This is a genomic window from uncultured Fibrella sp. (assembly GCF_964250085.1).
GTDB lineage: Bacteria > Bacteroidota > Bacteroidia > Cytophagales > Spirosomataceae > Fibrella.
In genome coordinates, this window is the sequence record NZ_CAXUEC010000002.1 from 1 (window position 1) to 23484 (window position 23484).

Annotated in this window: 25 protein-coding genes; 9 read left to right on the plus strand and 16 right to left on the minus strand. The window is 44.1% G+C overall.

Annotated features, from left to right (window positions below):
• Positions 1-22: 22 nt before the first annotated feature.
• The 3 genes from ACFE8Q_RS05445 to ACFE8Q_RS05455 all read right to left on the minus strand — a co-directional run bounded on the left by ACFE8Q_RS05445 (position 23) and on the right by ACFE8Q_RS05455 (position 2131).
• On the minus strand, positions 23-244 hold the full coding sequence (locus ACFE8Q_RS05445) for a hypothetical protein (protein ID WP_375444359.1): 222 nt from the start codon (positions 242-244) through the stop codon (positions 23-25).
• A 374-nt stretch (positions 245-618) separates the two neighbouring features.
• Positions 619-1002 (minus strand): zincin-like metallopeptidase domain-containing protein, encoded by a 384-nt coding sequence (locus ACFE8Q_RS05450; RefSeq protein WP_375444360.1) that lies wholly within the window; start codon positions 1000-1002, stop codon positions 619-621.
• Between the two features lie 388 nt (positions 1003-1390).
• Positions 1391-2131 (minus strand): hypothetical protein, encoded by a 741-nt coding sequence (locus ACFE8Q_RS05455; protein ID WP_375444361.1) that lies wholly within the window; start codon positions 2129-2131, stop codon positions 1391-1393.
• 154 nt (positions 2132-2285) lie between these two features.
• On the opposite strand from ACFE8Q_RS05455, the gene ACFE8Q_RS05460 reads away from it, so the two are divergent.
• Entirely contained in the window at positions 2286-2693 is a 408-nt protein-coding gene (locus ACFE8Q_RS05460) for a hypothetical protein (protein WP_375444362.1), read from the plus strand.
• Between the two features lie 102 nt (positions 2694-2795).
• On the opposite strand, the gene ACFE8Q_RS05465 is transcribed toward ACFE8Q_RS05460, so the two are convergent.
• The gene (locus ACFE8Q_RS05465; protein WP_375444363.1) at positions 2796-3080 is read right to left on the minus strand and encodes a hypothetical protein; all 285 of its coding nucleotides are present in this window, start codon (positions 3078-3080) and stop codon (positions 2796-2798) included.
• Positions 3081-3453: 373 nt separating this feature from the next.
• On the opposite strand from ACFE8Q_RS05465, the gene ACFE8Q_RS05470 reads away from it, so the two are divergent.
• The 6 genes from ACFE8Q_RS05470 to ACFE8Q_RS05495 all read left to right on the plus strand — a co-directional run bounded on the left by ACFE8Q_RS05470 (position 3454) and on the right by ACFE8Q_RS05495 (position 9755).
• Positions 3454-4008, plus strand: a complete 555-nt coding sequence (locus ACFE8Q_RS05470) for a hypothetical protein (RefSeq protein WP_375444364.1) — start codon at positions 3454-3456, stop codon at positions 4006-4008.
• A gap of 711 nt (positions 4009-4719) precedes the next feature.
• Positions 4720-5778, plus strand: coding sequence for a helix-turn-helix domain-containing protein (locus ACFE8Q_RS05475; RefSeq protein ID WP_375443699.1), 1059 nt, complete (start codon positions 4720-4722; stop codon positions 5776-5778).
• Position 5779: 1 nt separating this feature from the next.
• Positions 5780-6244, plus strand: coding sequence for a hypothetical protein (locus ACFE8Q_RS05480; RefSeq protein ID WP_375444365.1), 465 nt, complete (start codon positions 5780-5782; stop codon positions 6242-6244).
• 297 nt (positions 6245-6541) lie between these two features.
• Entirely contained in the window at positions 6542-6904 is a 363-nt protein-coding gene (locus tag ACFE8Q_RS05485) for a YegP family protein (protein WP_375444366.1), read from the plus strand.
• Positions 6905-6963: 59 nt separating this feature from the next.
• Positions 6964-8478, plus strand: coding sequence for a heme peroxidase family protein (locus ACFE8Q_RS05490; RefSeq protein WP_375444367.1), 1515 nt, complete (start codon positions 6964-6966; stop codon positions 8476-8478).
• Between the two features lie 290 nt (positions 8479-8768).
• Positions 8769-9755 carry a serine protease gene (locus ACFE8Q_RS05495; RefSeq protein ID WP_375444368.1) on the plus strand — a complete coding sequence of 329 codons (987 nt, stop codon included), beginning with the start codon at positions 8769-8771 and terminating at the stop codon, positions 9753-9755.
• 275 nt (positions 9756-10030) lie between these two features.
• Here the strand turns inward: ACFE8Q_RS05495 and ACFE8Q_RS05500 are convergent, their stop codons facing one another.
• The 12 genes from ACFE8Q_RS05500 to ACFE8Q_RS05555 all read right to left on the minus strand — a co-directional run bounded on the left by ACFE8Q_RS05500 (position 10031) and on the right by ACFE8Q_RS05555 (position 20248).
• Positions 10031-10237 (minus strand): hypothetical protein, encoded by a 207-nt coding sequence (locus ACFE8Q_RS05500; RefSeq protein ID WP_375444369.1) that lies wholly within the window; start codon positions 10235-10237, stop codon positions 10031-10033.
• Positions 10238-10508: 271 nt separating this feature from the next.
• A complete protein-coding gene (locus ACFE8Q_RS05505; RefSeq protein ID WP_375444370.1) occupies positions 10509-11459 on the minus strand; it encodes an ArdC family protein in 951 nt (316 codons plus the stop codon).
• Positions 11460-11508: 49 nt separating this feature from the next.
• Positions 11509-11637, minus strand: coding sequence for a hypothetical protein (locus ACFE8Q_RS05510; protein ID WP_375444371.1), 129 nt, complete (start codon positions 11635-11637; stop codon positions 11509-11511).
• A 47-nt stretch (positions 11638-11684) separates the two neighbouring features.
• On the minus strand, positions 11685-12146 hold the full coding sequence (locus ACFE8Q_RS05515) for a JAB domain-containing protein (protein ID WP_375444372.1): 462 nt from the start codon (positions 12144-12146) through the stop codon (positions 11685-11687).
• Positions 12147-12155: 9 nt separating this feature from the next.
• Positions 12156-13064: a toprim domain-containing protein gene (locus ACFE8Q_RS05520; RefSeq protein WP_375444373.1), complete on the minus strand. Its 909-nt coding sequence runs from the start codon at positions 13062-13064 to the stop codon at positions 12156-12158.
• A gap of 61 nt (positions 13065-13125) precedes the next feature.
• Complete coding sequence (locus ACFE8Q_RS05525; RefSeq protein ID WP_375444374.1) at positions 13126-13347, minus strand: helix-turn-helix domain-containing protein; 222 nt, start codon at positions 13345-13347, stop codon at positions 13126-13128.
• Between the two features lie 344 nt (positions 13348-13691).
• On the minus strand, positions 13692-14453 hold the full coding sequence (locus tag ACFE8Q_RS05530) for a hypothetical protein (RefSeq protein ID WP_375444375.1): 762 nt from the start codon (positions 14451-14453) through the stop codon (positions 13692-13694).
• Complete coding sequence (locus tag ACFE8Q_RS05535; protein ID WP_375444376.1) at positions 14450-15064, minus strand: hypothetical protein; 615 nt, start codon at positions 15062-15064, stop codon at positions 14450-14452. The genes ACFE8Q_RS05530 and ACFE8Q_RS05535 overlap by 4 nt, the downstream gene beginning before the upstream one ends.
• 101 nt (positions 15065-15165) lie before the next feature.
• Positions 15166-15498 carry a HigA family addiction module antitoxin gene (locus ACFE8Q_RS05540; RefSeq protein WP_375444377.1) on the minus strand — a complete coding sequence of 111 codons (333 nt, stop codon included), beginning with the start codon at positions 15496-15498 and terminating at the stop codon, positions 15166-15168.
• A 12-nt stretch (positions 15499-15510) separates the two neighbouring features.
• The gene (locus ACFE8Q_RS05545; RefSeq protein ID WP_375444378.1) at positions 15511-15807 is read right to left on the minus strand and encodes a type II toxin-antitoxin system RelE/ParE family toxin; all 297 of its coding nucleotides are present in this window, start codon (positions 15805-15807) and stop codon (positions 15511-15513) included.
• Between the two features lie 1398 nt (positions 15808-17205).
• Positions 17206-18369, minus strand: a complete 1164-nt coding sequence (locus tag ACFE8Q_RS05550; RefSeq protein ID WP_375444379.1) for a tyrosine-type recombinase/integrase — start codon at positions 18367-18369, stop codon at positions 17206-17208.
• An 850-nt stretch (positions 18370-19219) separates the two neighbouring features.
• The gene (locus tag ACFE8Q_RS05555; RefSeq protein WP_375444380.1) at positions 19220-20248 is read right to left on the minus strand and encodes an acyltransferase family protein; all 1029 of its coding nucleotides are present in this window, start codon (positions 20246-20248) and stop codon (positions 19220-19222) included.
• Between the two features lie 1496 nt (positions 20249-21744).
• Here ACFE8Q_RS05555 and ACFE8Q_RS05560 point away from each other — a divergent pair.
• Both ACFE8Q_RS05560 and ACFE8Q_RS05565 read left to right on the plus strand, forming a co-directional pair.
• Positions 21745-21996, plus strand: a complete 252-nt coding sequence (locus ACFE8Q_RS05560; RefSeq protein ID WP_375444381.1) for a response regulator transcription factor — start codon at positions 21745-21747, stop codon at positions 21994-21996.
• 536 nt (positions 21997-22532) lie between these two features.
• Complete coding sequence (locus ACFE8Q_RS05565) at positions 22533-23474, plus strand: hypothetical protein (RefSeq protein ID WP_375444382.1); 942 nt, start codon at positions 22533-22535, stop codon at positions 23472-23474.
• Positions 23475-23484: the final 10 nt, after the last annotated feature.

The following is a 23484-nucleotide window of genomic DNA, read 5'->3' on the forward strand; positions in this document are numbered from 1 at the left end:
ATCTCTGCCCGGCTTTTAGATGTTATTCCTGCGGTTTGTTGCGCCGGACGCTTAAGGTGGCTTCCTGGCCTTTGGTTTGTAAGTAGGCGGCACCCAAGGTATTGATCGATAAATTCAGGCCCTCTTTATCGCTGTGCTCCCAAGCAACGCCGATTTTCAGCCAGTCGGACTTGGCATTGCCCTCTTTGGCTTCGACCACGTAAATCGTGTGGGTTGGGGCTTTGGTTTCGGTTTGGTTTGTCATCAGCTAGTCTCCTTTGTTTGCTGTTGATGATGGAAGCGGGCAAAGCCCGACTGTCCGTGACAGCTCCCCGAAGGCACAAATCGATACGCAGTGTCTATTTTTGCCTGAGTCGTCAGATCCTTTTTGACGCGTCAAAAAGGAGGGATAAGCGTCGTCACGGATGGTTGGGCTAAGCTGACATCGTATATCAACGGACAAACAAAGGAGCGTCGTTGATTGAATCGAAACAATGTCAACCAGCCAACACATCTGGGTTAAAGGACACGCAGCGTTTAGGGCTGGGCAAGCCCGTGAAGGTTTTCAACGGTTCTTGGGGCATGGGATTCAGCAGAGAAAATCAACTTCCTGTCATCTTGCAATGCTTGTAGCCAGGATTAGATGTAAGCGGCATGCTGTTTCTCAGGCATCGGCTCAAAGCCCAGATCAGCGACCAGAAAACAGGCTCCCAGTTCGGCAACCAGTTCTTCTTTGGCGCAGCCCGAATCACCGTATGTTTTACGACCAAGGTCACGATCCAGGCGGGTTGGGTGACGTGTCCAGTGCGTGAGTTCATGCGACAATACTGCATAGTAGTCTGTTACGGTCTCGAAGCTCTTAAACGGGGGCATTTGAACTCTATCTGTAGTAACGGAATAGGATGCTTGGGTCCCGGTGTAAATATCTGCTTTGGTCTGCTTGAAGAACGCATCCAGTTCAGCATTTCGATGTTTGGTATCGACAACAGTTGGCGTCGGGACTGGATGGAAACTCTCAGGCAAACCGTCAATCTGTGAGGCGTTGAAGACGGTGTAGCATTTGAGAAATGGGATTTGGCTGTGGTCTTCTCGCCCCGGTCGTTCTCGCCTTCTCGGATCTCTTATTCATAGGTACTTTTGGGTTTTTTCCCAAATGTGCCTAAAATTCGTCTCCAGTCAAGCGTCTGTTGGCAAAATCCGCCCGTCAGGGTTGGTTTTTATCATACAGATAATGACTTGCCGTGTAACACCGTGAAACCATACGCGCGATCTCACGAGCTTACAAATTCTTTATCCATAACACAACAAGGAATTTGACTTCTTACTAGGTTCGGCCGATAGCAGAACAACGAGCGCAAGCAAAAATCAGAGGTGGTTAATAATGCCGATAAAAACAAAACTGTGCTTAACCTTATCCAGTTAAGCCGAGTTCTTGCCAACGTTTCGTCAATTTTTGCAGTGTGCTTAGGTGCCAGCTCCGTCGACCGCCTTTGCTGTCTTGTTTTTGATATGTATCAATCTTGGCTTCGTTGAGGGCTTGGACAACATCTCTATAGCTAGATATCTGCTGCTCTTCTTTGATCGCCTCAACGATGTGATACATGTTAATAGCAAACTCATCCGCGTTTGATTGCCGCTGCTTAACGCCTGAGACAGAGGCTCTGCTGGCCTCGTGCGATTTATAATGTTTTAAGAAAGCCGACAGAGCATGAGACACTTTTAATGAATGATCGGGATCGAAAGCTGTCACAAACCGGAAATTAGGCTCTTGCATGCGCTCAGTGATGTTTGTCCGCTCGATGATCTTATTATTCACAATCGCATCCAATACATCGTCCAGGGTAGCCATGCGAAAGACCTTTACGTCATAGCCATTCTCTCTAAGCTTATGCTCTAACTCGGACAATTGTCGATCCCTCTCTTTGAGATATGGTAGCAGGTCAATGTGCCGATTGGTATAGCTGACTCGAACTACAAACCTTGTTTTATGAGTGTCAGAGTGACCGGAGCCTTCATCCTGCTTGACCTCATGCTGTGCTGTTCCGTCCGATGCAGAGCCGGGTAGAACCTGGCCGGTTTGACTGAATCTAACATAGCCAGAAAACAACTGGATACTTTGTTTGAGGAAGAAGTGGGTGTTGTTTGCAGTCATACCATAATAACGTAGAGAAGTCTACCCCTGACCTAAAAATTTAATGTCAAACTAGTTGCGGTGTAAAAATACATCTGTATGTTTGTGTATTACAAACCGAGATTTATAATACACAAATAATTAAATTTATCAACAGTCTTAATCCATTGTAATCATGAAAACACTTTTGAAGGTAAGCATGATTTTCGGTATTATGCTGATTATCAACACCCTATTAGGGTGCGGTACCAATGTAGAGAATATCGCTACGGCAAAAGCCAGCAACAGCGGTGCCAAATTGATTACTCCACGGTTGCGCACTGACACCAGGTATACGTTTTTTCCCGATACCTATGTTTCCGTTTACAACCAATCGAGTGCTCCACTAACTGTCACATTTTATTACAACAACTCTACGTCATCCACAAACGGTTGGGTGGAAGTCAAAACAATAACTATCCCACCACGTCAAGATGGAGGATACTGCAAAATTGGAGTTAAGCAGCTAAAGGCTGTTATTACATTCGACACTAATAGTGGCACTTACCAATTCATTTACGGGAAAAAGTATAGCTGCAATTAGTTACTTAAAGAGCCTGCTAAAGAGTAGCATTAACCGACTATCCGTCTTTGCGGTTTGTATAAATGAAAGACGGGCAGACATAATCTGCCCGTCTTTATACTATCAATCCGTCTTGGGTTTATTCCTACGGCTGGTGACGGGAACGGCCTGCCCCAGGATTGTCAGGGACAGATTCAAGCCGTCTTTATCACCATGTTCCCAGGCCGCTCCAACTTTAATCCAGTCCGGCTCATCAGCGCCGTCCTTGAGTTTCACCACGTAAACGGTATGGGTTGGGGCTTTGGAAGTGGTTTCTTTTTGAGTTGTCATCAGCGAGTCTCCTTTGTTTGCTGTTGATGATAGAAGCGGACTGAAGTTCAAACCCAGTGCCAGTTCCTCAAAGACCATAAATAGATACACAGTGTCTATTTATGCCTGAGTCGTCAGATCCTTCTTGACGTGTCAAAAAGGAGGGATAAGCGTCGTCACGGATGGTTGGGCTAAGCTGACATCGTATATCAACTGACAGACAGAGGAGCGTCGTTGATTGAAACGAAACAATGTCAACCAGCCAATACATCTGGGTTAAAGAACACGCATCGTTTAGGGCTGAGTAAGCCTGTGGATGTATTCAACGGCCTTCTGCGCGTGAGATGTGGTGTTAAGGAGTATCATCCATCTGTTCGCCAAGCTTTCTGTACAATGAAAAAAGGCTTGACTCCAGAGCTTACTTTTATGACAATACAAAACATCTACAGCACGCTGGAACAAGGTGTTTAACATGTCCCTTAAAAATGAGCCAACTGATACTACTTCCTCCCATTCAACAAATGGTTTGAAAACCAGTCATAACACCGCATCTCCTGACGAAACCGCTAAAAAGATCTATGCATTAGGCAGTGAGCATGTCACAGAGTATGGCGGCGTGGTGAGCTTCAATGAGGATGGAGTCGTAGAGTTTATCAACAAATATGATGAGATCATTGGCTTGATGAGTAAGCCTCTTGAGGAAAAACTATTATCAGAACCTTTTCGCATCTATGTCTCCTCTGAAAGCAATACACACCCATCCATTTTTACAAGTTGCCATTCAGTTGGTAAGGGTTCTCTAGTCATTACCGAGAACAAGACCGTAGAGACATTAAAAGAAATGGTTGGGGTGGGAGCTAGTATGCTCGGCTATGATCGAAATATGCACAAATACAAAGTTGTGTTTGAACGTGACGATTATCCACTTACTGATGTAGTCCTGTTTAGATATGCCGCAAAAGCTGCACTAGGGAGACCCTTACAACGCACCAGTCAACTTAACACAGGCGAAACACTTTCCAGTTAGAAATTCTAGGATTATAGGTCAGATATTTATCCAACCTATAATTATAAATATAATCAATGCTTAAGGCTGGGCTAGACCATGAATGGATTCAACGGCTTTTGCGCATGGGAGGTGGCAGTAAAGATCAGCTTCTGGTCATCCTGCAAGGCTTGCAACCAGGAGTGGCATGCTGCTTTTCGGGCATTAGTTCAAAGCTTAAGTCAGCCACTATGAAACAGGCTCCCAGTTGCGCCAATAGTTCTTCTTTAGCATACCCTGCATTAATCGATTTCAGTTTGAAAGTTCTCAAACGGTGACATCTGCACACTATTAGTGATGATGGAGTAAGGCGCTTTTGACCCCCTATAAATATCTGCTTTCGTCTGGGCACAGAAGGTGTGTATAGACTCAAATCCCTGTTCATGGCGTTGCTTGATCACCCGTCTCGAATCATTATTGCTATTGATCCACGCTGTACTCTCAGTGCTGAGTTAACCACAGCCATCGTCTTTTACATTTGGAATGAGATAAAAGCGGACTGAATAAGGAGCGCTGTTATCTGCCTTGATTGCCTGATTGTTGCATTCTACTTAGCTTCGAGGCTTCACCGACGGTAGACTGATGTATCTGTAACGGGTTTTAAGCTGTTGGTGCCGAAGCATAAATTCTTTCGCCATACACTGTTGACAAAAACTATTTTTATACATTTGTCAACATGAATCAGATAATAACATGATCACACCTGTCGGCACTAATCTTACCCGGATCCGCCAAGCTCGTGGATTGACCATGGACGAACTCGCTCGAATGGTCGGCTGCACAAAACAAGCCATTAGCTTGTATGAAAGCGGACAACGCCATCCTGACAGCCAGACGTTACTGTCAATCGCTAAGGCTCTGGATACAGGCATAGACTCATTCTACGACAGTTATAATGTCGCGTTTGAGCTAAACAGTGTAAGCTACAGAGAAGGAATGCTACTAAGTAAAACGCAACGCACATCGGTTGAAGAGCAAACCAGTGCTAAGCTCAGCGACTATTTGGAATTAGAAACGATTGCAAAATCCTGCATCGAGTTTAGCAATCCAATTGAAAACATCAAAGTCAACAACTCACAAGACGCAGAGAAAGCGGCCAAAGAACTTCGAAAACAATGGAAGATGGGAGATGGTCCGGTGCACAACATTTCCACTTTTCTGGAACGTAAAGGTGTTCGCATTATCAAGATTGATTTCGGGTTTTCCTACCGGCATGAAGGTCTTTCTGGTTGGGCCGAGCAGAAGCGCATTCCAGTTATCGTATTAAATGCACGGCAACAGGATACAGCACGTGTACGTTTCACGATGCTGCATGAGTTAGGGCACTTACTACTGATGACTGAAGATAACCTTACTCTTGATGTCGTCGAGCGGTTGTGTGACGCTTTTGCGGGGGCCGTATTGCTACCTGCTGATACATTAGCGTTGGAGCTTGGCAGGAATCGAACTCTTATCGTTATGCCGGAACTTCGACGGATCAAAGAACTATACGGCATCTCAATTCAAGCCATTATGGTACGGTCACGGGTCATTGGTCTAATTTCCTCTGATGTTTATCAAGGTTGGCAACAAACCTCTACGTCGAACCAAGACCATGGGCAATACCAAGGCACAGAAGAGCCGCAACGCTTTCTTCAAATGCTATATCGCTGTTTAAGTGAAAAGAAAATTGGCTTCGACAAGGCCGCTCAGCTTGCAGGCTGGGACGAAGCCGAATTAAGAGAACATTACGTACAACAATCAGAATTCTAAGATGAGACCTGTAGTCCTAACCGATGTTCATTTAGCAGCGAGACTGGTCCGGTCTGGTTTGTTGAAGTACTACTCCCCTGAGGAGTTTCAATTCCTGATATCGGATATCGGTTTTGATTACAATTACCCTCAAACTGTTTATAACCAGCACGATAAGAGTTTTGCCGAACGTATGAAGAAACAGGGGTTTTTACGAGTGAAGTCTTTCGATGATACACAAATGACACGTCTGTATGCTCTCTTTAAGCAGTTCAAGCCAAAATTTACAATCAGGATTGTATCGGCATTATTATTGGCCCAGATGACAAACGCTACGCTAATCAGTGAAGATGAGGTGCTCCGTGATGTGGCTCAGATATCTCTGATTTCAGCCCAAAATAAACAGTGGTTGGTTGGTCAATTAGTCCACGAATTAGCATTTCAAGGGATTACGCTTGATATCGAACTCGTTAACGAGTTGATATAAAAAAACCAGGTGGTAACCACCTGGCTTACGGATACTAAAGAAGGAAACAAAAGCATAGCCTGCTTTTGCGAACTCTAAGCTTGACACCTCAAAGGTACGCCCTGCTTTAGTAGACTGCAAGCCATAGGATTGGTTTCAACTAGAGTCGACTATATGATTGTCTGTAGATCTGTATCGCTCACTAAACATTGATTAAAGGCTAAAAGAACTCGCACATCGGGCTGTAACTACAGCTTCAGCCATAGGTCTTCTAATGGCTAATCAGTTTTTATCTCTTTAGTTAATCAGTTTAAGAAAATGTCTACTAACACAAGTTTGAAGTGCAAGTTTGAGGTGTTTAGAAGCACCGTTAACAACCAATTCTATTTTCGGCTACGGGCTGAAAATAGCGAACCTATCTTCAGTAGTGAGGGCTACATACGGAAGTCTGATTGCCTGAGTGGCGTAACGTCTGTGCGGAAGCATGCGACTCAAGAGCAGTATTATAACCGGTTAGGTCAAGCAGCCAACCTCTATTTTACGCTAGAAGCCTCTAATGGTGAGCCACTTGGTCGTAGTGAAATGTATACGACATTAGCGGCCCGGGAAATTGGGATTGCATCCGTCAAAGCAAATGCGCCATTGGCACCCATAGTCGACCTAACTGTTGTAAACGCCTAAGTCTAATCAGCCGCCTTCTATTGGAAGGCGGCTTCTTTCATCTTAAAGCACTTTCTAGAATGCAACCACCAAGTGAAAATCTCCCCGGTTCAACGAACCCTGGGGGGCAGCTGGCCCACGGCTTCAAACGTACTTTATTTGGATTCTCTCCGTCTTTTAAAAAGAATAGCAGCGATGATAAATATGGCTATTTGTTTGCCAACGCGTTAGGTACTCCCTTTACAAGCGACCATCGCGATTTATTGGAAAAGCTTGGGCGCAGTATGGTCGACGTAACAAGCGCAGAAAACCCTTCGGAGTTCAGCGCGATTGATGCGGGATATACCTACTTCGGCCAGTTTGTCGATCATGATCTTACGCTCGACGTAGATTCGGTTTTAGATAACCTACAAGACGCAAAACGACTGACCAATTACCGAACACCTAACCTCGACCTGGATGCGGTATATGGGGACGGACCGGCTGTCAGTCCATTTATGTATGATGCGGAACACGTAGAGCTTGTCGTAGGCAGCATGGGAAACGAGTTTGACTTACCCCGTACACTGGCTGGAACTGCGATCATCGGCGATCCACGGAATGATGAGAATCTATTCGTGGCGCAATTGCACATGAGCATGTTGCGCTTTCACAATGCTGTCGTTGACGAACTCCGCCGACAGTTGCCTGGACTCTCTGCGTCTGAGTTGTTCCAGCGTGCTCAAACAGAAGTGCGGAGACACTACCAATGGGTGGTTGTTCATGACTTTCTACGCACTATCGTGGGGGCAGATATGATTAATGACGTGCTCGACAATGGCTTGAAGTACTTTAGTCAAAAGAAATTCCGCAAATTCTTCATGCCGGTTGAATTTTCGGTAGCCGCCTATCGGTTTGGTCACAGTCAGATCCGAAATCTCTACCGGTTTAATCGAAACTTCACCAACGCGGATTTCTTTAATGCATTTGGATTTACGAAGTCAAGTGTCCCTGGTAGTTGGGTTGTTGATTGGTCGGGATTCTTTAGTGAAGCAGGACGTGAAGCTGCTAACAAAGCTCGTAAGATTGATACACGAGTTGCCTTTAGCATGGGCAATCTACCAACTGCCCCAGGCACCTCTCCTGGTTCAATGTTCGCGATTCTGTCAGCTCGAAATTTGGTCCGTGGCATGGCACTCGGCGTGCCAACGGGTCAGGCCATTGCTAAGCGCATGAAGGTTCGACCATTAACCAGGGAACAACTTCTTAGTAGTCCGTTTGCAAGCCCTACTCCTGAACAACAAATGAACCATCAACAAGTTGTTGATTTGATGCAAGCCAATAACGAGTTTTTGGTGAAGCAGACCCCATTGTGGTATTACATTCTCAAAGAGGCAGAAGTAATTCAGAGTGGGGATCAGCTTGGACCAGTTGGCGGTCGTATAATTGCTGAGGTTTTCTTACGCATACTAGCTGATAGCAAGGATTCAATCCTTGGAAAAGAAGCAGTAGACTGGCAACCACAATTTGGCCTAAACGGAAAAGATCCTGCTGATTATAGAATTGTAGATATGCTTCGGTTCGCTGGGACATTCAAAATCCCAAGTGTCAGCTAACATATGGCCGTTTTAATAGCACAAGATCGACCCCGTTTATTAACGGATTCCTGTGCTATTGGAACAAGTTATAGTACGGTAACCTATTGAATAAAGGAACGTACGATCGGTAGATTTTACTTGCAGAGGGCAGAGCTTTTTAGACCCAGTCGATAGCCTATAGACCACTTGCAACAAAAACATCTACAATCACAACTCTGCTCTAGAAACTACAAAAGTAAGTTTCTAGAGCAGAGTGTATACTACTTAATTTTACAGTTAGATTACACAAAACCGAACAACAATAGCCAATGAAAGCAGCCTTACTCAGCTTATTGATGTTTCTTTCAGTAGGCGCATATGCACAATTGATTGTGTTCTCAAATAGACCCGGTAGTAAAAAGAACACCGTGAATAAGACAGTTCAAGAAACGAAATTGTCGTTGCAAATTAATCGCAACAAAAAATGCATCGTAAAAGTACTAACGGAAGGTGGAAGCGGTACGGGATTTTTCATTAGTAACGAGGGATATATTGCTACCAATTACCATGTAATTGAGAATGCTTATAAGGCTAAAACTAGCATCGTAATTGGGTTAGCTATGCCCAACTATATAAACGGGAGTTTCAGACTTATTGGTCATTTCCTTCATGTCAATGGAACGATAGCAGCGATAGATTCGATTCATGATATAGCTATACTAAAATTAAGGGTAAATCCATTTAAGGAAAAATTGCCATTTAATACACTCGATGGAAAAAAGAGAACTTTTATGTATGGGTTACCCAAATTTTCCAAATACGATCTATCTGAAGGCCTAGCGATATTTGCCTTAGGTTACCCGTTAAACGAACCAACATTCATTACAAACAGCGGTATTATCTCAAGCACGTTCGGCAAATATCAGTATAAAGATTTCTGGCCTGCAAATTTCAAGGGAGACGGAGATTTTTCATTCGATAGGTCAGCCTACTATTTCGATGATTCAGCCTATTATGCAGATATGCAAATTAATCACGGTAACAGTGGTGGTCCTGTATTTTCTACTACATCAGGTGAAATTATAGGTGTCGCAGTGGCTTTTAAACCTGCGCAACCTGAAAGGATATTGATAAATACAGCAAACGACGAATATAAAAATTTATTACAATTATATAAATCATCATCAAACCCTGAAATAAAGCAACTAATTGAATCGATTGTAAATTTAGAAACCTTTTCAGAATCTAATTCCGGGTTAAGTGTAATCATACCAATTAGATTCGTTTTTGACTTATTAAAAAGTAGCAAACTTTAAAGTTCTTGTTAGGATTGACTGGCGACAGAAAGAAAAGTTGATTGAAGCATTCATTGATATCCAAGCGTACTGCACAACTGATTATTTAATATCCGGTAAGATATTCGCTAGTTGGACTGTCTTTACCCCTATCTGGCCAAGCCGCTTTGGTGAAAGATTGGGTAAACGAGCCATGTCGTATAAACTATAAACCAGTATTTTTATCGCTACTAACCCATTTATGAAGGCCGAACCCTATTTAATGCCCGGCCTTCTCATGGTAGATACTCTTTTGCTTAATTCGCTTTAGGCTTGTTCTTACGAATGGTGACTGGAACATCCTGACCAAGGATTGTTAGGGATAGATTCAAGCCATCTTTATCACCGTGTTCCCAGGCAGCCCCGACCTTGATCCAGTCCGGCTTATCTGCGCCGTCCTTGAGTTTCACCACATAAACCGTATGGGTTGGGACTTTGGAATTGGTTTCGGTTTGAGTTGTCATCAGCAAGTCTCCTTTGTTTGATGTTGATAATGGAAGCTGACCAAGCCCGAGTGGCCGTGACAGCTCCCTGAAGGCACAAATTGATACGCAGTGTCTATTTGTGCCTGAGTCGTCAGAGCCTTTTTGACGTGTCAAAAAGGAGGGATAGCGTCGTCACGGATGGTTGGGCTAAGCTAACATTGTATATCAACCGACAAACAGAGGAGCGTCGTTGATCGAAACGAAACAATGTCAACCAGCCAATACATCTGGGTTAAAGAACACGCATCGTTTAGGGCTGAGTAAGCCTGTGGATGTATTCAACGGCCTTCTGCGCGTGGGAAGCTGCGGTAAAGATCAGCTTCTTGTCATCCTGCAAGGCCTGTAACCACGATTGAATATAAGCCGCATGCTGTTTCTCAGGCATTGGCTCAAAGCCTAAGTCAGCCGCTAGGAAACAGGCTCCCAGTTCGGCAACCAGTTCTTCTTTGGCATAGCCAGCATCACCGTAGGTTTTACGGCCCAGGTCACGATCAAGCCGGGTTGGATGACGAGTCCAGTGTGTCAACTCGTGCGATAAAACGGCGTAATAATCGGTGATGGTCTCAAAGCTTTCAAACGGGGGCATTTGCACCCGGTCGGTGGTGATGGAATAGGACGCCTGCGTCCCGGTATAAATATCCGCTTTGGTTTGCTTGAAGAAGGCATCCAGTTCCGCGTTGCGCTGTTTGGCATCAACAGCAGCAGGCGTTACGATTGGATGGAAGTTTTCCGGTAGGCCGTCAATCTGTGAGGCATTGAATACCGTGTAGCATTTGAGGAACGGGATCTGACTGGTGGTTTTTTCGCCCTGGTCGTTCTCACCTTCGCGAGTGATTTTGTCAGCATACACAACCTGTGTCGCCTTCTCGCCTTTACAAACGTTGGCTTTCAGTTCGGTGGCCTGTTTGTAGGTCATCCAATACGGTGATGTGTAACCTTGCTCAGCCGCCGTGCCCCACAACATCAGGGTGTTGATGCCACTGTACGGAATACCGTTCCAGCGTAAGGGGCGTTGTACCTGGCCCGCCAGATGTTCGGCGTTCCACGGTTTGCGCCAGGTGAGATTGCCTTGCTCCAGATCCATGATGATCTTGTTGGTGATACGGGCATAAACGTCATTCTGTTGTGGATTGCTTTGGGTCAATTGCGCCTCCTGTAGTGCGGTTGATAAACGGGGTTTGGTGGGAATGGTGTTGGTCATCGCGCTGTCCTTTCGTTTGTAAGGATGATGGGGATGAAAAACCCGGTGTTCAGTCGAATGAACCAGCCAGAATATTGGTAGGGCGGGGAAAGCGTGAAACGCTGGCGAATATTGTGGTTGGTGGAATGAGCGCGTCGGGTACATCACAAGCCGCAATCCTGATGAAATGAAGAGGCACAGTGCCGTTGACCAAATTTCCTCTACCTAAACGCGGGACAGAATCTGCTAACGGGGCATCAATCCAGCATCCGCAAGGGATGTACAGTTGTGTGCCGTGATAATCAGATGATCGAGCACGTTGATATTAAGCAGCTTGCCGCCCTCAACCAGTTTGCGCGTCAACGTGAGATCACCACCGCTCGCCTGAAGATTTCCGCTGGGGTGATTGTGCGCCAGGATGATACCGATGGCTCGGGTTTTCAGGGCTGTTGCAAAGATCATCTTGGGATCGGCCAGACAGGCAGCCATACCACCCGTTGCAATGTCAGAGATTGCCAGGCAGTTGTTCTTTTGATCGAGCATCAGGATCTTGAACTGTTCGACCAGTTCCAGCCGGTTTTCATCCCAGTTGGATCGTAACACTTCAGACTGCGTAATCTGTATCCGGTCCTGATATGGAATCCGGTTGCGATAGATGATCTCGACTTCGTTGACCTTGAAGAGGTCTTGCAGATGAAGTTGCGTCATGAATCCTCCTTACAAGGTCAGATTGCGTTGGTGCATGTGCCACGCATTGACATCCTTGTGCGGCGCATAGATTTTGTTCATCGGGGTGTGAGTGAGATCGGCCTGCGTCTTGAAGAACTCATCAAGGGCGACGGTTGCCTTTTGACCGGCTGGATCGTTATCAAGCCAGGTATAGGCCGTGCGATAGCCGTAATTCTGGATATAGGGAATGGCCTGCTTCAGACACGATAGCGAATTGGTGACAATCGCATCGCCCTTGAACCCTTTGCCATTTAATTGAGTGACGGCTGATAGATAATCCATGAACCCTTCAAACAGATGGATGCCATCCGGCTTAGGCTCTGTGCCTCGGATAAAGCTGATGGCTTTTGCACCGAGAGAGCCTTTGAAGAACGGATTGCGCAGTTCATGGCCACCCTCTTCATTGGCAAAGCCTAATGCAAAAAAGCTTTTCTGCGTATTCTGGTTGCGGACATGTATTTCTGTTAGATGCTGGTGGGCAATGTCAAGCGGAATACCACGCTTACCGAGATAACGGATCAGACCAAGATGCCGAATGGGTTTGCGGGATTTAAGCACAAGGCTTGGCGCATCGGGTAGAGTTTGCTCAAAGACCGGCGGCTTGAACTGGTAGGGTGCCACGCCCATGTTGTTGATCCAGCGCAGGGCATCGGAAACAGTATGCGATTCGCGGCAGAATTTGAGGTATGCACAGACCAGATCGACTGGATCACCGCCGCGTCCATCGCCGTAATCGTGCCAGCGATTGGTTTTAAGATAGACCCAGAAGCTGGGTGTTTTCTCTAAACGTACCGGTGAGAGATACAGCAGACGGTGAGCGGTGGTACGTTTAGGGTGAATGTCGAGTTGGCCTAAAATCTGGGCAATGGGTATCGTATTCGCATGGGCAATGTCCATAACGACCTCCGTAAGCAGGATTAAAGAGAGACTTTGAAGAGCGGCTAAGTTGCTGTGGCGGCTAGCGTGCTAGACGCTGTTCGATGAACGCGTCTAGGTCAGATTGGCGGTAGCGCACAGCGCGGCCAATCTTGATAGGTTTGAGGTCGTAGCGTTTGGTGCAATCCCAGACAGCCAGTGTACCAGGGGAAACGCGGAGATACCGGGCGGCGGATTTACGATCTAGCAGTGGTTCGATGATTTTTGGGGTCATGGATGCCTCCTCCGAATAAAATCCTATCATAGAGGGTTATGTAGGAATATATTCAGGATATGCTGAATCCACTGGGTTAAGCAACAAGAATCTGATCCTGTTAATAACAGATAATCATAGGCTAATCCCTCATTTTGATCTAAAGTAAACGGGCGTTTATATTAGATCAAAATGAGGCAAGACAGGCTATTCTGGGCTGTCTGTAGATAGCGATGACGAGTTTGACAGAGTGATTTTGTATTTTAAAGATTGGTGCAAGCAACTCGCCTCTGCAACGATCACTTAAGCTTCCGCTTATTGAGGTGTGAGCAGACATACTATCAGCAAAGTGAATCCTAATTCTGCTTGATTACTTACGCATTTATTTATATAATTTAAGGCTTTATGTTCTGAAACAGCCTTTGCCGTTTTGGATATTTTTTGATAAAAAAGTGACGAATTATTGGAGTTTCTCCTTTTCTGTTGAAGTGAAAAACATACTCTTTACCACTTTCTAATGGTTGAACAAATGTTGTCTTAGAAGAAAAATTATCAATTTTTTCAATTGTCACCTCAATACCTGGAAGTGAAGATCTTACTTCTAAATCAATAATTGTGCTGAATAGAGTTGACATTCTTTTAATTAAACTTGACTCACTAATATAAGTTTTGTCTCTCTCTCTTTCTAGCCGCTCTAGCTCTAGTTCTTTTCTTATTTGATTTTCAATATCTAGTCTTGCTAGTCTTGCTTTTTTTTCTTTTTCTCTTTCTTTTTCTTTCTCTGGTTTTTCAATACCCATAGGCACTGGGTCAAAAAGATCAATTTGAGTCTCTAGGGCATCCTTAGTTAGCCTTACGTTATCATTTATTATTTCGTACCTATTTTCTTCATTGTCCAAACTTTGTTTACTAATTTCTTCTAAAACTTTCATGAAATAATCGTAGGCATCAGGTGTCAATCTTTTATTACCCTGGCTGTCAATTTTATCAATATGTTTATTTAACATTTTTTGAATATATTCTAAGTCTTCTTTGTAAAGAACTCCCTTATCAGTCTGCCAAATCTTTTTTGATCTATGTTTCTCTTGTGCATGAGCTGTTCTAACGCTGATGCACGCTAGTAAAAATATACCTAATAAATACATTCTCTTTTTCATGTTGTCTCAAATGAAGTAACGAATTGTGCAGCTACAAAAATGCTTCCTAAAGAGAGAGATGCGCCCAAACATAATATAAATTCTAGCTCAATATAAGCTAAAACTTTACTATTGCCAGGGTTTAGCGGGTAAAGACCTTGTGATAAGCTGTTAGTCAAATCAGAATAGATAATAAAGGCATAATAGCCGCCTAATCCTAATAAAAGTAATGATGACAAAAAAGCTAATTTGATTGAACGTATAGAAAAGTGTTGTGCATAATTATTGAAATAGAAGCCTACCAAACCAAAAAGTGCAGCCCCAATTGAAATAATATATTTGTTTAATTCAATAGTAAGGTTTATCGCCATTTCTTGAGGCTTAGGCAAATCCTTGTTATTCAACCTAGTAAATAACACAACTATCTCATCAACTTCTTCTAAGCGTACAGCAAATACTAGTACTGTCATGCATACCAGAATTATCGGCAAGTATACGACAGCTTTGAAAAGGTAATCAAAAAAAAATTTCACAAAGAAAATAACCTTCTTCACAAGAGATTTTATTCCGAATATGAAATCAGAAAAAGCAGATGACTTTTCCTGATTAGGAGTATGCTCGTCAGATTCCATTGTGTGTAACTCAGCAGTGCTATTTTTAAGCGTAAGTTTTTATTATTGAGCGGTTTTCAAATATTAAAACTATAGCTCAAATCGCTATATGTCGTGTTAAATCAAGCTAGTTGTAATCCTTTATCTTGCAAGGGCCAAAAGTGCTGAATAATAGACCGATCCACTTTTTTATCTGCATGCCATAGATCATAGTCACGCTGTAATTTCAACCAAAAGTCAGGCGTCGAACCAAACGCTTCCGCCAAGCGAATGGCCATTTCAGAGCTAATGCCCTGATGCTCGTTCAAGATATTTGACAACGTTTTCGGGGTTGTTCCTAACCCTTTAGCCACTTCGCGAATTGTCAATTCCTGCCCAGTTTCTTCCATGATGCCTTCCATCATATCACGCAACATTGAACCGGCGTGGGGCGGTCTCATACCTCTCTTTATCATCTCATCCTCCTTTTAATGGTAATCTAAGTAATCGATGTCCGATGCGGTGCCATTAGCAAACCGGAATATAATCCGCCAATTACCGTTCACTTTCACGGCCCAAAAGCCTTTGTAATTACCTGATAGCGGGTGCAAACCCCAGCCAACAACGTTCATATCATTGATCTCTGCGGCTTCATCCAGCTTGTAAAGGATGCGGCGGATTTTCTCGACATGATGGGGTTGCAGCTTTGAGGGGTCATCATGTTCAAAGAAAAGGCGCAAACCTTTATGCTGAAAACTATCTATCATAACCCAATGATAACGCATAACGTTACGCGTTACAAGAACAAACTTCAATTTACAATTCTGGGACGTCGCGGTCATGCCCTTTCTGCTGTTGCCGCACCTGCTGCTTACGGCGGTGCCTGGCCAGCATCTGGGCCGCTAGATCTTGACTATCCCATATATCAGGGGCGGGTGGTTTCTGCGGCTCTGGTTTATGCTCCGGGGTGGGTGTCTCTTTTAGAAGCACCTGTTTTTCCTTTTCAAAACGGGCTTCGCAGTCTTTGATCTCCTGCGTGTGGGCCTTTTCCAGCCGTTCTAACTCTCCGGCGTATTTAGCTTTATTAAAGTGGGTTCCTGCATCTGCTTGATACGCTCACAAGCCACATAATGATCTTGGTGCAGTTTGTTAAGCTGTTGATCCTGTGCCGCCAATAGATCGTCATACGCCCGGTTGATAGACATGTTGAAATGAGGATTCGGGTTATGGTACAATGGTCATAACAAGGGGGAAATATGGCCTTCAAGATAGACGTTAAAGCGGGTAAACCCATTAAACCCCCTAACATGAACAGCCACGATATAGCCGCGTGGGGGTCGCCAATGAATTGGCAACGACGTCCCCCATTAATCAGTGGCCACGTCAATACGTGGTACATTATATCTACGAACACATTAACAGGCCGTGGCTCCCAGATCAGGACTGTTTGGCCGATTTGATGGCATGGGTCAAACGGCACAAAACGGCCTGATTAGATTGGCTCCGGCTCATCTCGATCACGCGTTTTCTGGCGTTGCTTTTCCTCTTGCTTACGGCGGTATTCAGCCAACATCTGGGCGGCTTGATAGGTTAGCTTGGTCCTCTGCCGCCTGTTGCTTAGCCTCTTTAGCCCGTTGTTTCTCGGCCTGTCGCTGGCGATACTGCTCTAACATGGCAGCGGCTTTGTCCGGCACATCCGGCTGGGCGGCAGGCTCTGGCGCAAGGGTAGCGGCCACCTACAAAGGCTGCTCAACTGTAAAGCCATATGAATAAGTCTTGACCTGTTCTGGCTGGGATGATAGTGGCTGGATCATGTTATCGACCATTGCTCAAGGCTTCACGAGTGGTTTGCTGTGGCGTCGCCTGGCTTCGGCATGCTGCTATCTGGCCGCTTCTGCGGCGTGTCGCTGACGGATCAAATCAGCGGCTTTTTTGTAGTAATATGGCCTGTTAACGCCATCTGAAAACGATCTATCGACAATTTTGTATTGGCACATAGTAGTATATGAATACAAGTTCCAAATTAATTCTTACGGTAGCACTGGAAAATTTTTAAGGAACGCGACTGTAATTAAGTACTTGAAATATGGTGCTGCCGAGGAGGATTGAACTCTCGACCTCTACCTTACCAACAAAGCATCTTAGGTATATAACGGCCTTAGCCTAAAACTAATAATTCCTTTTTATAAGACCCTACTAATGTAATCTGCATAGTCCTGCATCATTTTTGTGCGTTGCGGCAAAAACAGGGCGCGGTCATAAGCACGATCAACACTGCTTTTAGGAACGTGCGCTAGTTGCCGATCCGCAATTTCATGCGGGTAGCCCAACTTCTCTTTTAAAATGCCTAAGGCAAGGGCTCGAAATCCATGACCAGTCATTTTGCGGTTATAGCCCATCCGCTTGATAGCAACAAGCATCGTGTTTTTGCACATAGGCCGCCTCGTATTATAATAGCCGGGAAAGATAAACTCCTGGTTTGCATTCAATTCGTTAAGCTCGCGAAAAATAGCTAGCGACTGTTGCGACACCGGAACGATATGAGGGAGATTCATCTTCATCCGTTCCGCAGGAATAACCCACATCGCTTTTTCAAAATTGATTTCTTCCCATCTTGCTTCCACGAGTTCACAAGTACGCACAAACGTCAGCAGCAATAAGTTGAGGGCTAGGAAAGTTTGACGATTCACATGCCCCTCATAATCCATAAGGCAAGCGAGAAATTCAGGAAATTCATCGACAGAAATAGATGCGTAATGGCCTCGCTTAAATTTCTTCATCGCCGCTTCTAACCCATAAGTAGGATCACGTTCTGCTCGGCCGGTCGCCATCGCATATTTGAATACATGGCTGCATAGAGCCTTCATACGACGCGACAGATCGGGCGCTGTTTTTTCAATTTTCTGCAGGCAATTCAACATCATCATCGGTTGAATGTCTGCCAGCGCAAAGTTACCCAACACCGGAAGGATGTATTTTTCAAATCGATGTTTAATGATTTGGGCATGTGTTGGCTTCCATAAGGGAATTTGCTTCCCATACCATTCCATGACCATCGATTTGAAATCAAGGTTTTGGGTTAGGGCCTGTGTATGAATCGCTTGCAAACGTTTTAAGACGGGATCGATGCCAACTTTGATGTCACGTTTAAACTTTTCTTTGGCTTTACGAGCCTCCATTAACGAAACGCCTGGATAAGCACCAATTGAAATCCTTTTTTCCTTACCATGTAGGCGATATTTAAGCCGCCAGAATTTTGTCCCATTCGGAGTGACTTCAAGATACAACCCTTCACCGTCTGCAAGCTTGTAACGTTTAATTTTAGGTTTTGCTGTCTGACAGGTCATGTTCGACAAAGCCATGATTACACCTCCTGCTTTTGCGATCCCAGACGTTTAGCGTCCAGTAGCAATTTCATGCCCCCATCCGTGCCCCCACTTTGCGTTACTGTGGGTATAAGACAAGAAAATGTAGATAAAGGGATGATAGCTCTAACCCGTTGCCAGAATTGAATAATTCTTGCCTCGATAAGAACTAATAATGTCAGTAAAATAAAAAATGGTGCCGGATGTCGCATCGCCATTTTCTTTCCAAGTGATTGAATTTATTTGTATTGAAAGGGATTATTCGCCTGAGTGCCCCCAATTATGCCCCCAATTACGATTAATGTCCGTGTCAAATAGATTATCAGCTGGCCATCCTCTATGCAACTAAAACTTGTGAGGAGCTATAGTAGAATGCCATTATACTTAGAACGTGTTGGGACATTAAATAGGGCAAAGCCGTTAAACACGCTACAGTATAAGCGCTCCCAATTTCAGTTGAATGTCGGCTATATACAGCCATCTCACCTAAGACGATAGGGGATATCCATAATGTTTAACGATCCGCCCGCACCGGCGTATGGTGAATAAATTTGTCCATGTAATTGTAAACTGGCCCTTATGCACTTTATGTGGTTGACTACATGATCAGATTTACAGTGTACAGTGTTCTGCTTACTGATACGTGGGTAATTCTGTAAAGTGGAGATAGGAACATGAAATGTATGCTTCTAACAAGCCTAGTAGAAATTTGACTGTTAAACTGCTTTACGTATTAATAATGGGAGTCCCCTAACCTGAATGTATATTCAGGTTAGCGAGCGAGCCTATCTAGGTGGTTTCGTTAAACTGGCTATAAACAGCAGGCTTGCCGTTACTTAATGATAGATTGCTGCGCAAAACTTACGTATCTTTTCGTACTACCTATTTTGCTAACAAGCGGTTTCCAAAAAATGGCTTTCAGCCAATTGTCAAATATATAATTGATCGGAATTGTTGACAGTACAACGAAGAAGAGGAGAAGCCATGGATTACGGATATCAAAATAATGGCTCCAAAACAGTAAAAGCGGAATGTGAAATAAATAGATAGGGTATGACAAATTACCTAAAAAATTAAGTACAACTCTACAAAGGTTTGGTAATTGAAAATAGCTACGGCTTACAATAAATAAGGATACTGCTGTTACACTAAATGTCAGCCAACTAAGTGGAGTGCTAGCATCGGAACCTATAAATATAATAATGCCGAGCCCACTTGTTAAAAGAACTACCGTGAGCTTTGATTGGTTTTCCGTAGCATAAATAAAGCCAATAAGCCAAGGCCATAAATACCGAAGTGCTGAATAGCCAAAGTACCACCCCATTGGATAAAAGGCAAACGCAAGTATCGATATCAAAAATAAGATTAATAGCGCTTCTGTCCTCATCCTGACGAGTAATGGTACGATTAAATAATACAGTACTTCAGGGCTTAAAGACCACAAAGGATTATTGTACGAAATGGTATTCGCAAATATGCCCTGCATGAAAAAGAGATTAGCTACTGGCGTTTGCCAGCCAGAATCAGAGAATATTAATCCGCCAGGTGATTTGTAGGGAGAACCTAGTAAAAGCGTAATGATCTCCGTAAAAACTAGAGAAGCGAAATAAAGCGGATATATACGGAGGAACCTTCGCTTAAAATAACCGTCTGGCTGAGTAATAAATGAATACCCAATCGATACGCCAGATATTAACAGGAAACTCAAGACGGCTGCTTTGCCACCTAGTGATAAGACTGGGGTAAGTGCTTTCGGTATGGGTGCAAACCAAATTAAGTGGCAGACCATAACGGTAATTGCCAATGTAAACCTTAATCCCCCAAAAATAGCCCAAGAGGATTCTGTAAACTTTTGATTCATGGTATACGTATAAATCTACTAAGTGCAAATTAAATACAAATAGCTAATAACTTATTAGTGGGTATTTATATTTATTGATGCGTGAGTAGAATTGCAAACGAGGCTGTTTGGGGTGATGTGGCAACATACAAACCTTCGGGTTACGAACTCGCGCGCTGACGATAAGCCCAACTCAAGAACATGGATGGTCACAAAACAAGATTAGTAAGGCCTCGGGATTAATCCAAGGTAGGGTTAGCCGCACGTTGAAGAAGTATCGACAAGATGGACAAGACGCCTTAGCCTGGTGGAAGATTACAAAGCCCGCCTGTCAATTATCTCCACAACAAGTCGAGCAACTCCTACTAGCGTTGAATAAAGACGCGCAGGCCCACGGGTTTCGGGGTGAAAGCTGGGTGCGTCCCCGGGTCCATGAGGTCATCCAAAAGCTATTCGGGGTGACGGTGATCCCTCCTAAATAGGATAGTCACTGAAAAAAGCAGGCCAGGTGTCCACAGTGTGGGCTTTTGGCTAGCCAAAAGCCCAAATTACCAGGCTCCCGCTCAACAAGAATTTTATGTATACACCTCTTCTAGGGTGGCCTGAGTGAGAAAAAGCGCGAGTGTACTGTGTGTGCTATTATCAATCCAGTCCACTAGCCCACGGATTAAAAAAACAGGAAAAAATACGTTTGTTCTCTAACGGCTGTAGGCTGGCTGACACGTATTTGCATGACAATTGATCAGAATCATATTGATGCACCAATTGTCCGAAGTAAGGCTGCTTGCTTACCGAAGAGGTCTACTCGACATTACCCGTTACTGGTCACTGTGGATCAACTAGAAGCCAACAGCCAATTAGTTTGGGCCACTATGATACGGGCCGTGCGTTGATTGATCTCCTTGACGGCTTTATTCAGGTAGTGATCCTAGTTGTATCGAATCAGGTCATTGACCTGTACGAACAGCTTAGCTTCAACGGTGTCATCCAGAATGGGTACCGTATCAGGTTGTTGAATCTGGTGGACCATTGACTTGACCATCTGCCAGAGTTAGGCTGAGCTGTAGGCCTGTCCACGCATACTTTGTGTAATGGCATCATGGTAGTCCTTGCCCTCCACTCAAGTGGCTGATCCCGCAAAACTGTAATTGTTTACCAAACAGACTGTTGACTCCCTAAGGTACAAATCGACATTATATAATTTTTCAATGATTCTAATTATCGAGTATACTTAAGTAGGTAGATGTATACTTTAAAACTTGAGTAAGCTGATTTCGTTTATTGAGTCTATAATCTCAATTTAATCTATTTGTACTTAAGTAAAACTGTCAATTTTATAGGATTCAGTAAATATAAACTTTTTGATAATGACCAAAGTACTCTTGTTTATGAATTAGAGGTAATAGCATATTTACGCAAATTTGAATAGCTGTAAGTTAATTAGAGTGGACTGATAGGTTTATTGCAACGTTTTATATTTTTTCTAAAATACACGTTCTAACTCAATACTATTTCACATGAGCAATACTACGATTACTGTAAATGAGAGAACATTAGCGTCTTCTGAGGACATAGTCGAAGTTTTCACGTCAAGGGAGCGATCCGTTATCAAATTACTTGGCTTAGAGTATTCATCTAAAGAGATCGCGTTAAGTCTTGGCATTGCTGAAGAAACGGTTAAAAAACACAGAAAGAACATTATTCGTAAAAGTGGCTTTTCTGGCAAACGGGCTCTTCAGAGAGTAGTACGTTACTACTTGAGCAGTTAACGGAATTCTTATACCCCCAAAATACCCCTAAGTTACCCCTTGAGGGGTATTTTTTTGAGTGCTGCTTCTGTCGTGCTTGCCGAAGCAAAACGGTAATCACATCATGACAAATAAAGCTGCATTCACGACGACCAACCGATTCCCACTAGCACCCTTCATCCCTGCACGAGTACAGCCTTTTCGTAGCCTGTTTTCACAGCCTATTACTCCTGTATTGCCCAGGCCAAGTAATGCATATGCACCCTAAAAGCCTGGTTTCCTCTGTTACCCTCACCCGTTTAGCGCCTGTCGACAAAGGGCCAAGCGAAACTCACTGATTGGCTGGCTGTAATCCTTTCAGGTTTGGAAGTTACCGTTTTGAGCTTCTTGTTCAGAGCAACCAACAGAAACCGAGCCCTAGCCTCAGTACGAACTTCGGATTACAACTAAAAACCATCTATAGTTTTTTGTAAATCAGATGGTTATGGCTGAATATTTAACAAAAATAGTACGACCGTTTACTTATCTACTACCTTCATTTTTATTGATCCTAAGCTATGGTAACTACTTTACTCCGTCTCTCATTTCGACTTCTGGGATGCTTTCTTTTCTGGTTACTCGTACATCCACATTCAGCCAACAGTCAATGCACGGCTTTTACTGAGGGGACGATTGTGGCCCAGGTGGGATCCTGGCCGGGCGATATTCGGGTGCAGACGGTTAACAACTGCAAGCAGGCATATTGGGTGAATCTCAATGAACAGGTGAATCCCGACTTCATACCGCTAATAACACCCAAGCCAGGCTTCACCCTTGCTGCCATCCAGCAGTGTTTGCAGTTTGTGAACCAGTCCTGCCCGGATGGAGGTGGTGGATGTAATAACCCTCCACAATTAACAATAAACAGTACGACCTGTAATGGCACTTCGTATACAGTCTATTTTACCGTACAAAGCGGGGTAACTGTGACTGCCTCCGCAGGTAATGTTAATGCTGCGGGCAGCCAAGTCACAGGCGTACCGGCTGGGAGTAATGTAACTATTTATGCCACGCTGACGGCGGGTTGTACATCACAACAGACGGCTTCCTCACCAGCAGGTTGTGGTGGAGGAACGGTTGACCTAACCAATATCAATGGATACGTAGGGATCAATACACTCAATAATGGAGGGAGTAAGGCTGACGGCGAAGTGTTCCGGCTTGCTGTAAAAGGCAAGGTGCTGGCTGAGGAAGTTCGGGTGCGAACCGGATGGTCCGATTTTGTATTCGATCAGGATTACAAGTTGTCTACTCTATCGACAGTAGAGCGGCATATAAAGCGTTACAAGCATCTGCCAGGTATTCCACCAGCTACAGAAATACAGGCTAATGGTGTGGATTTAGGAAAGAGCCAGACGTTGTTACTTCAAAAAATAGAAGAACTAACGCTCTATGCAATTCAGCAACAGAAGCAAATCGAACGGCTAAAAAAGCAACTTAGACAAATCAGTCGTCGATAACTGTCCACTG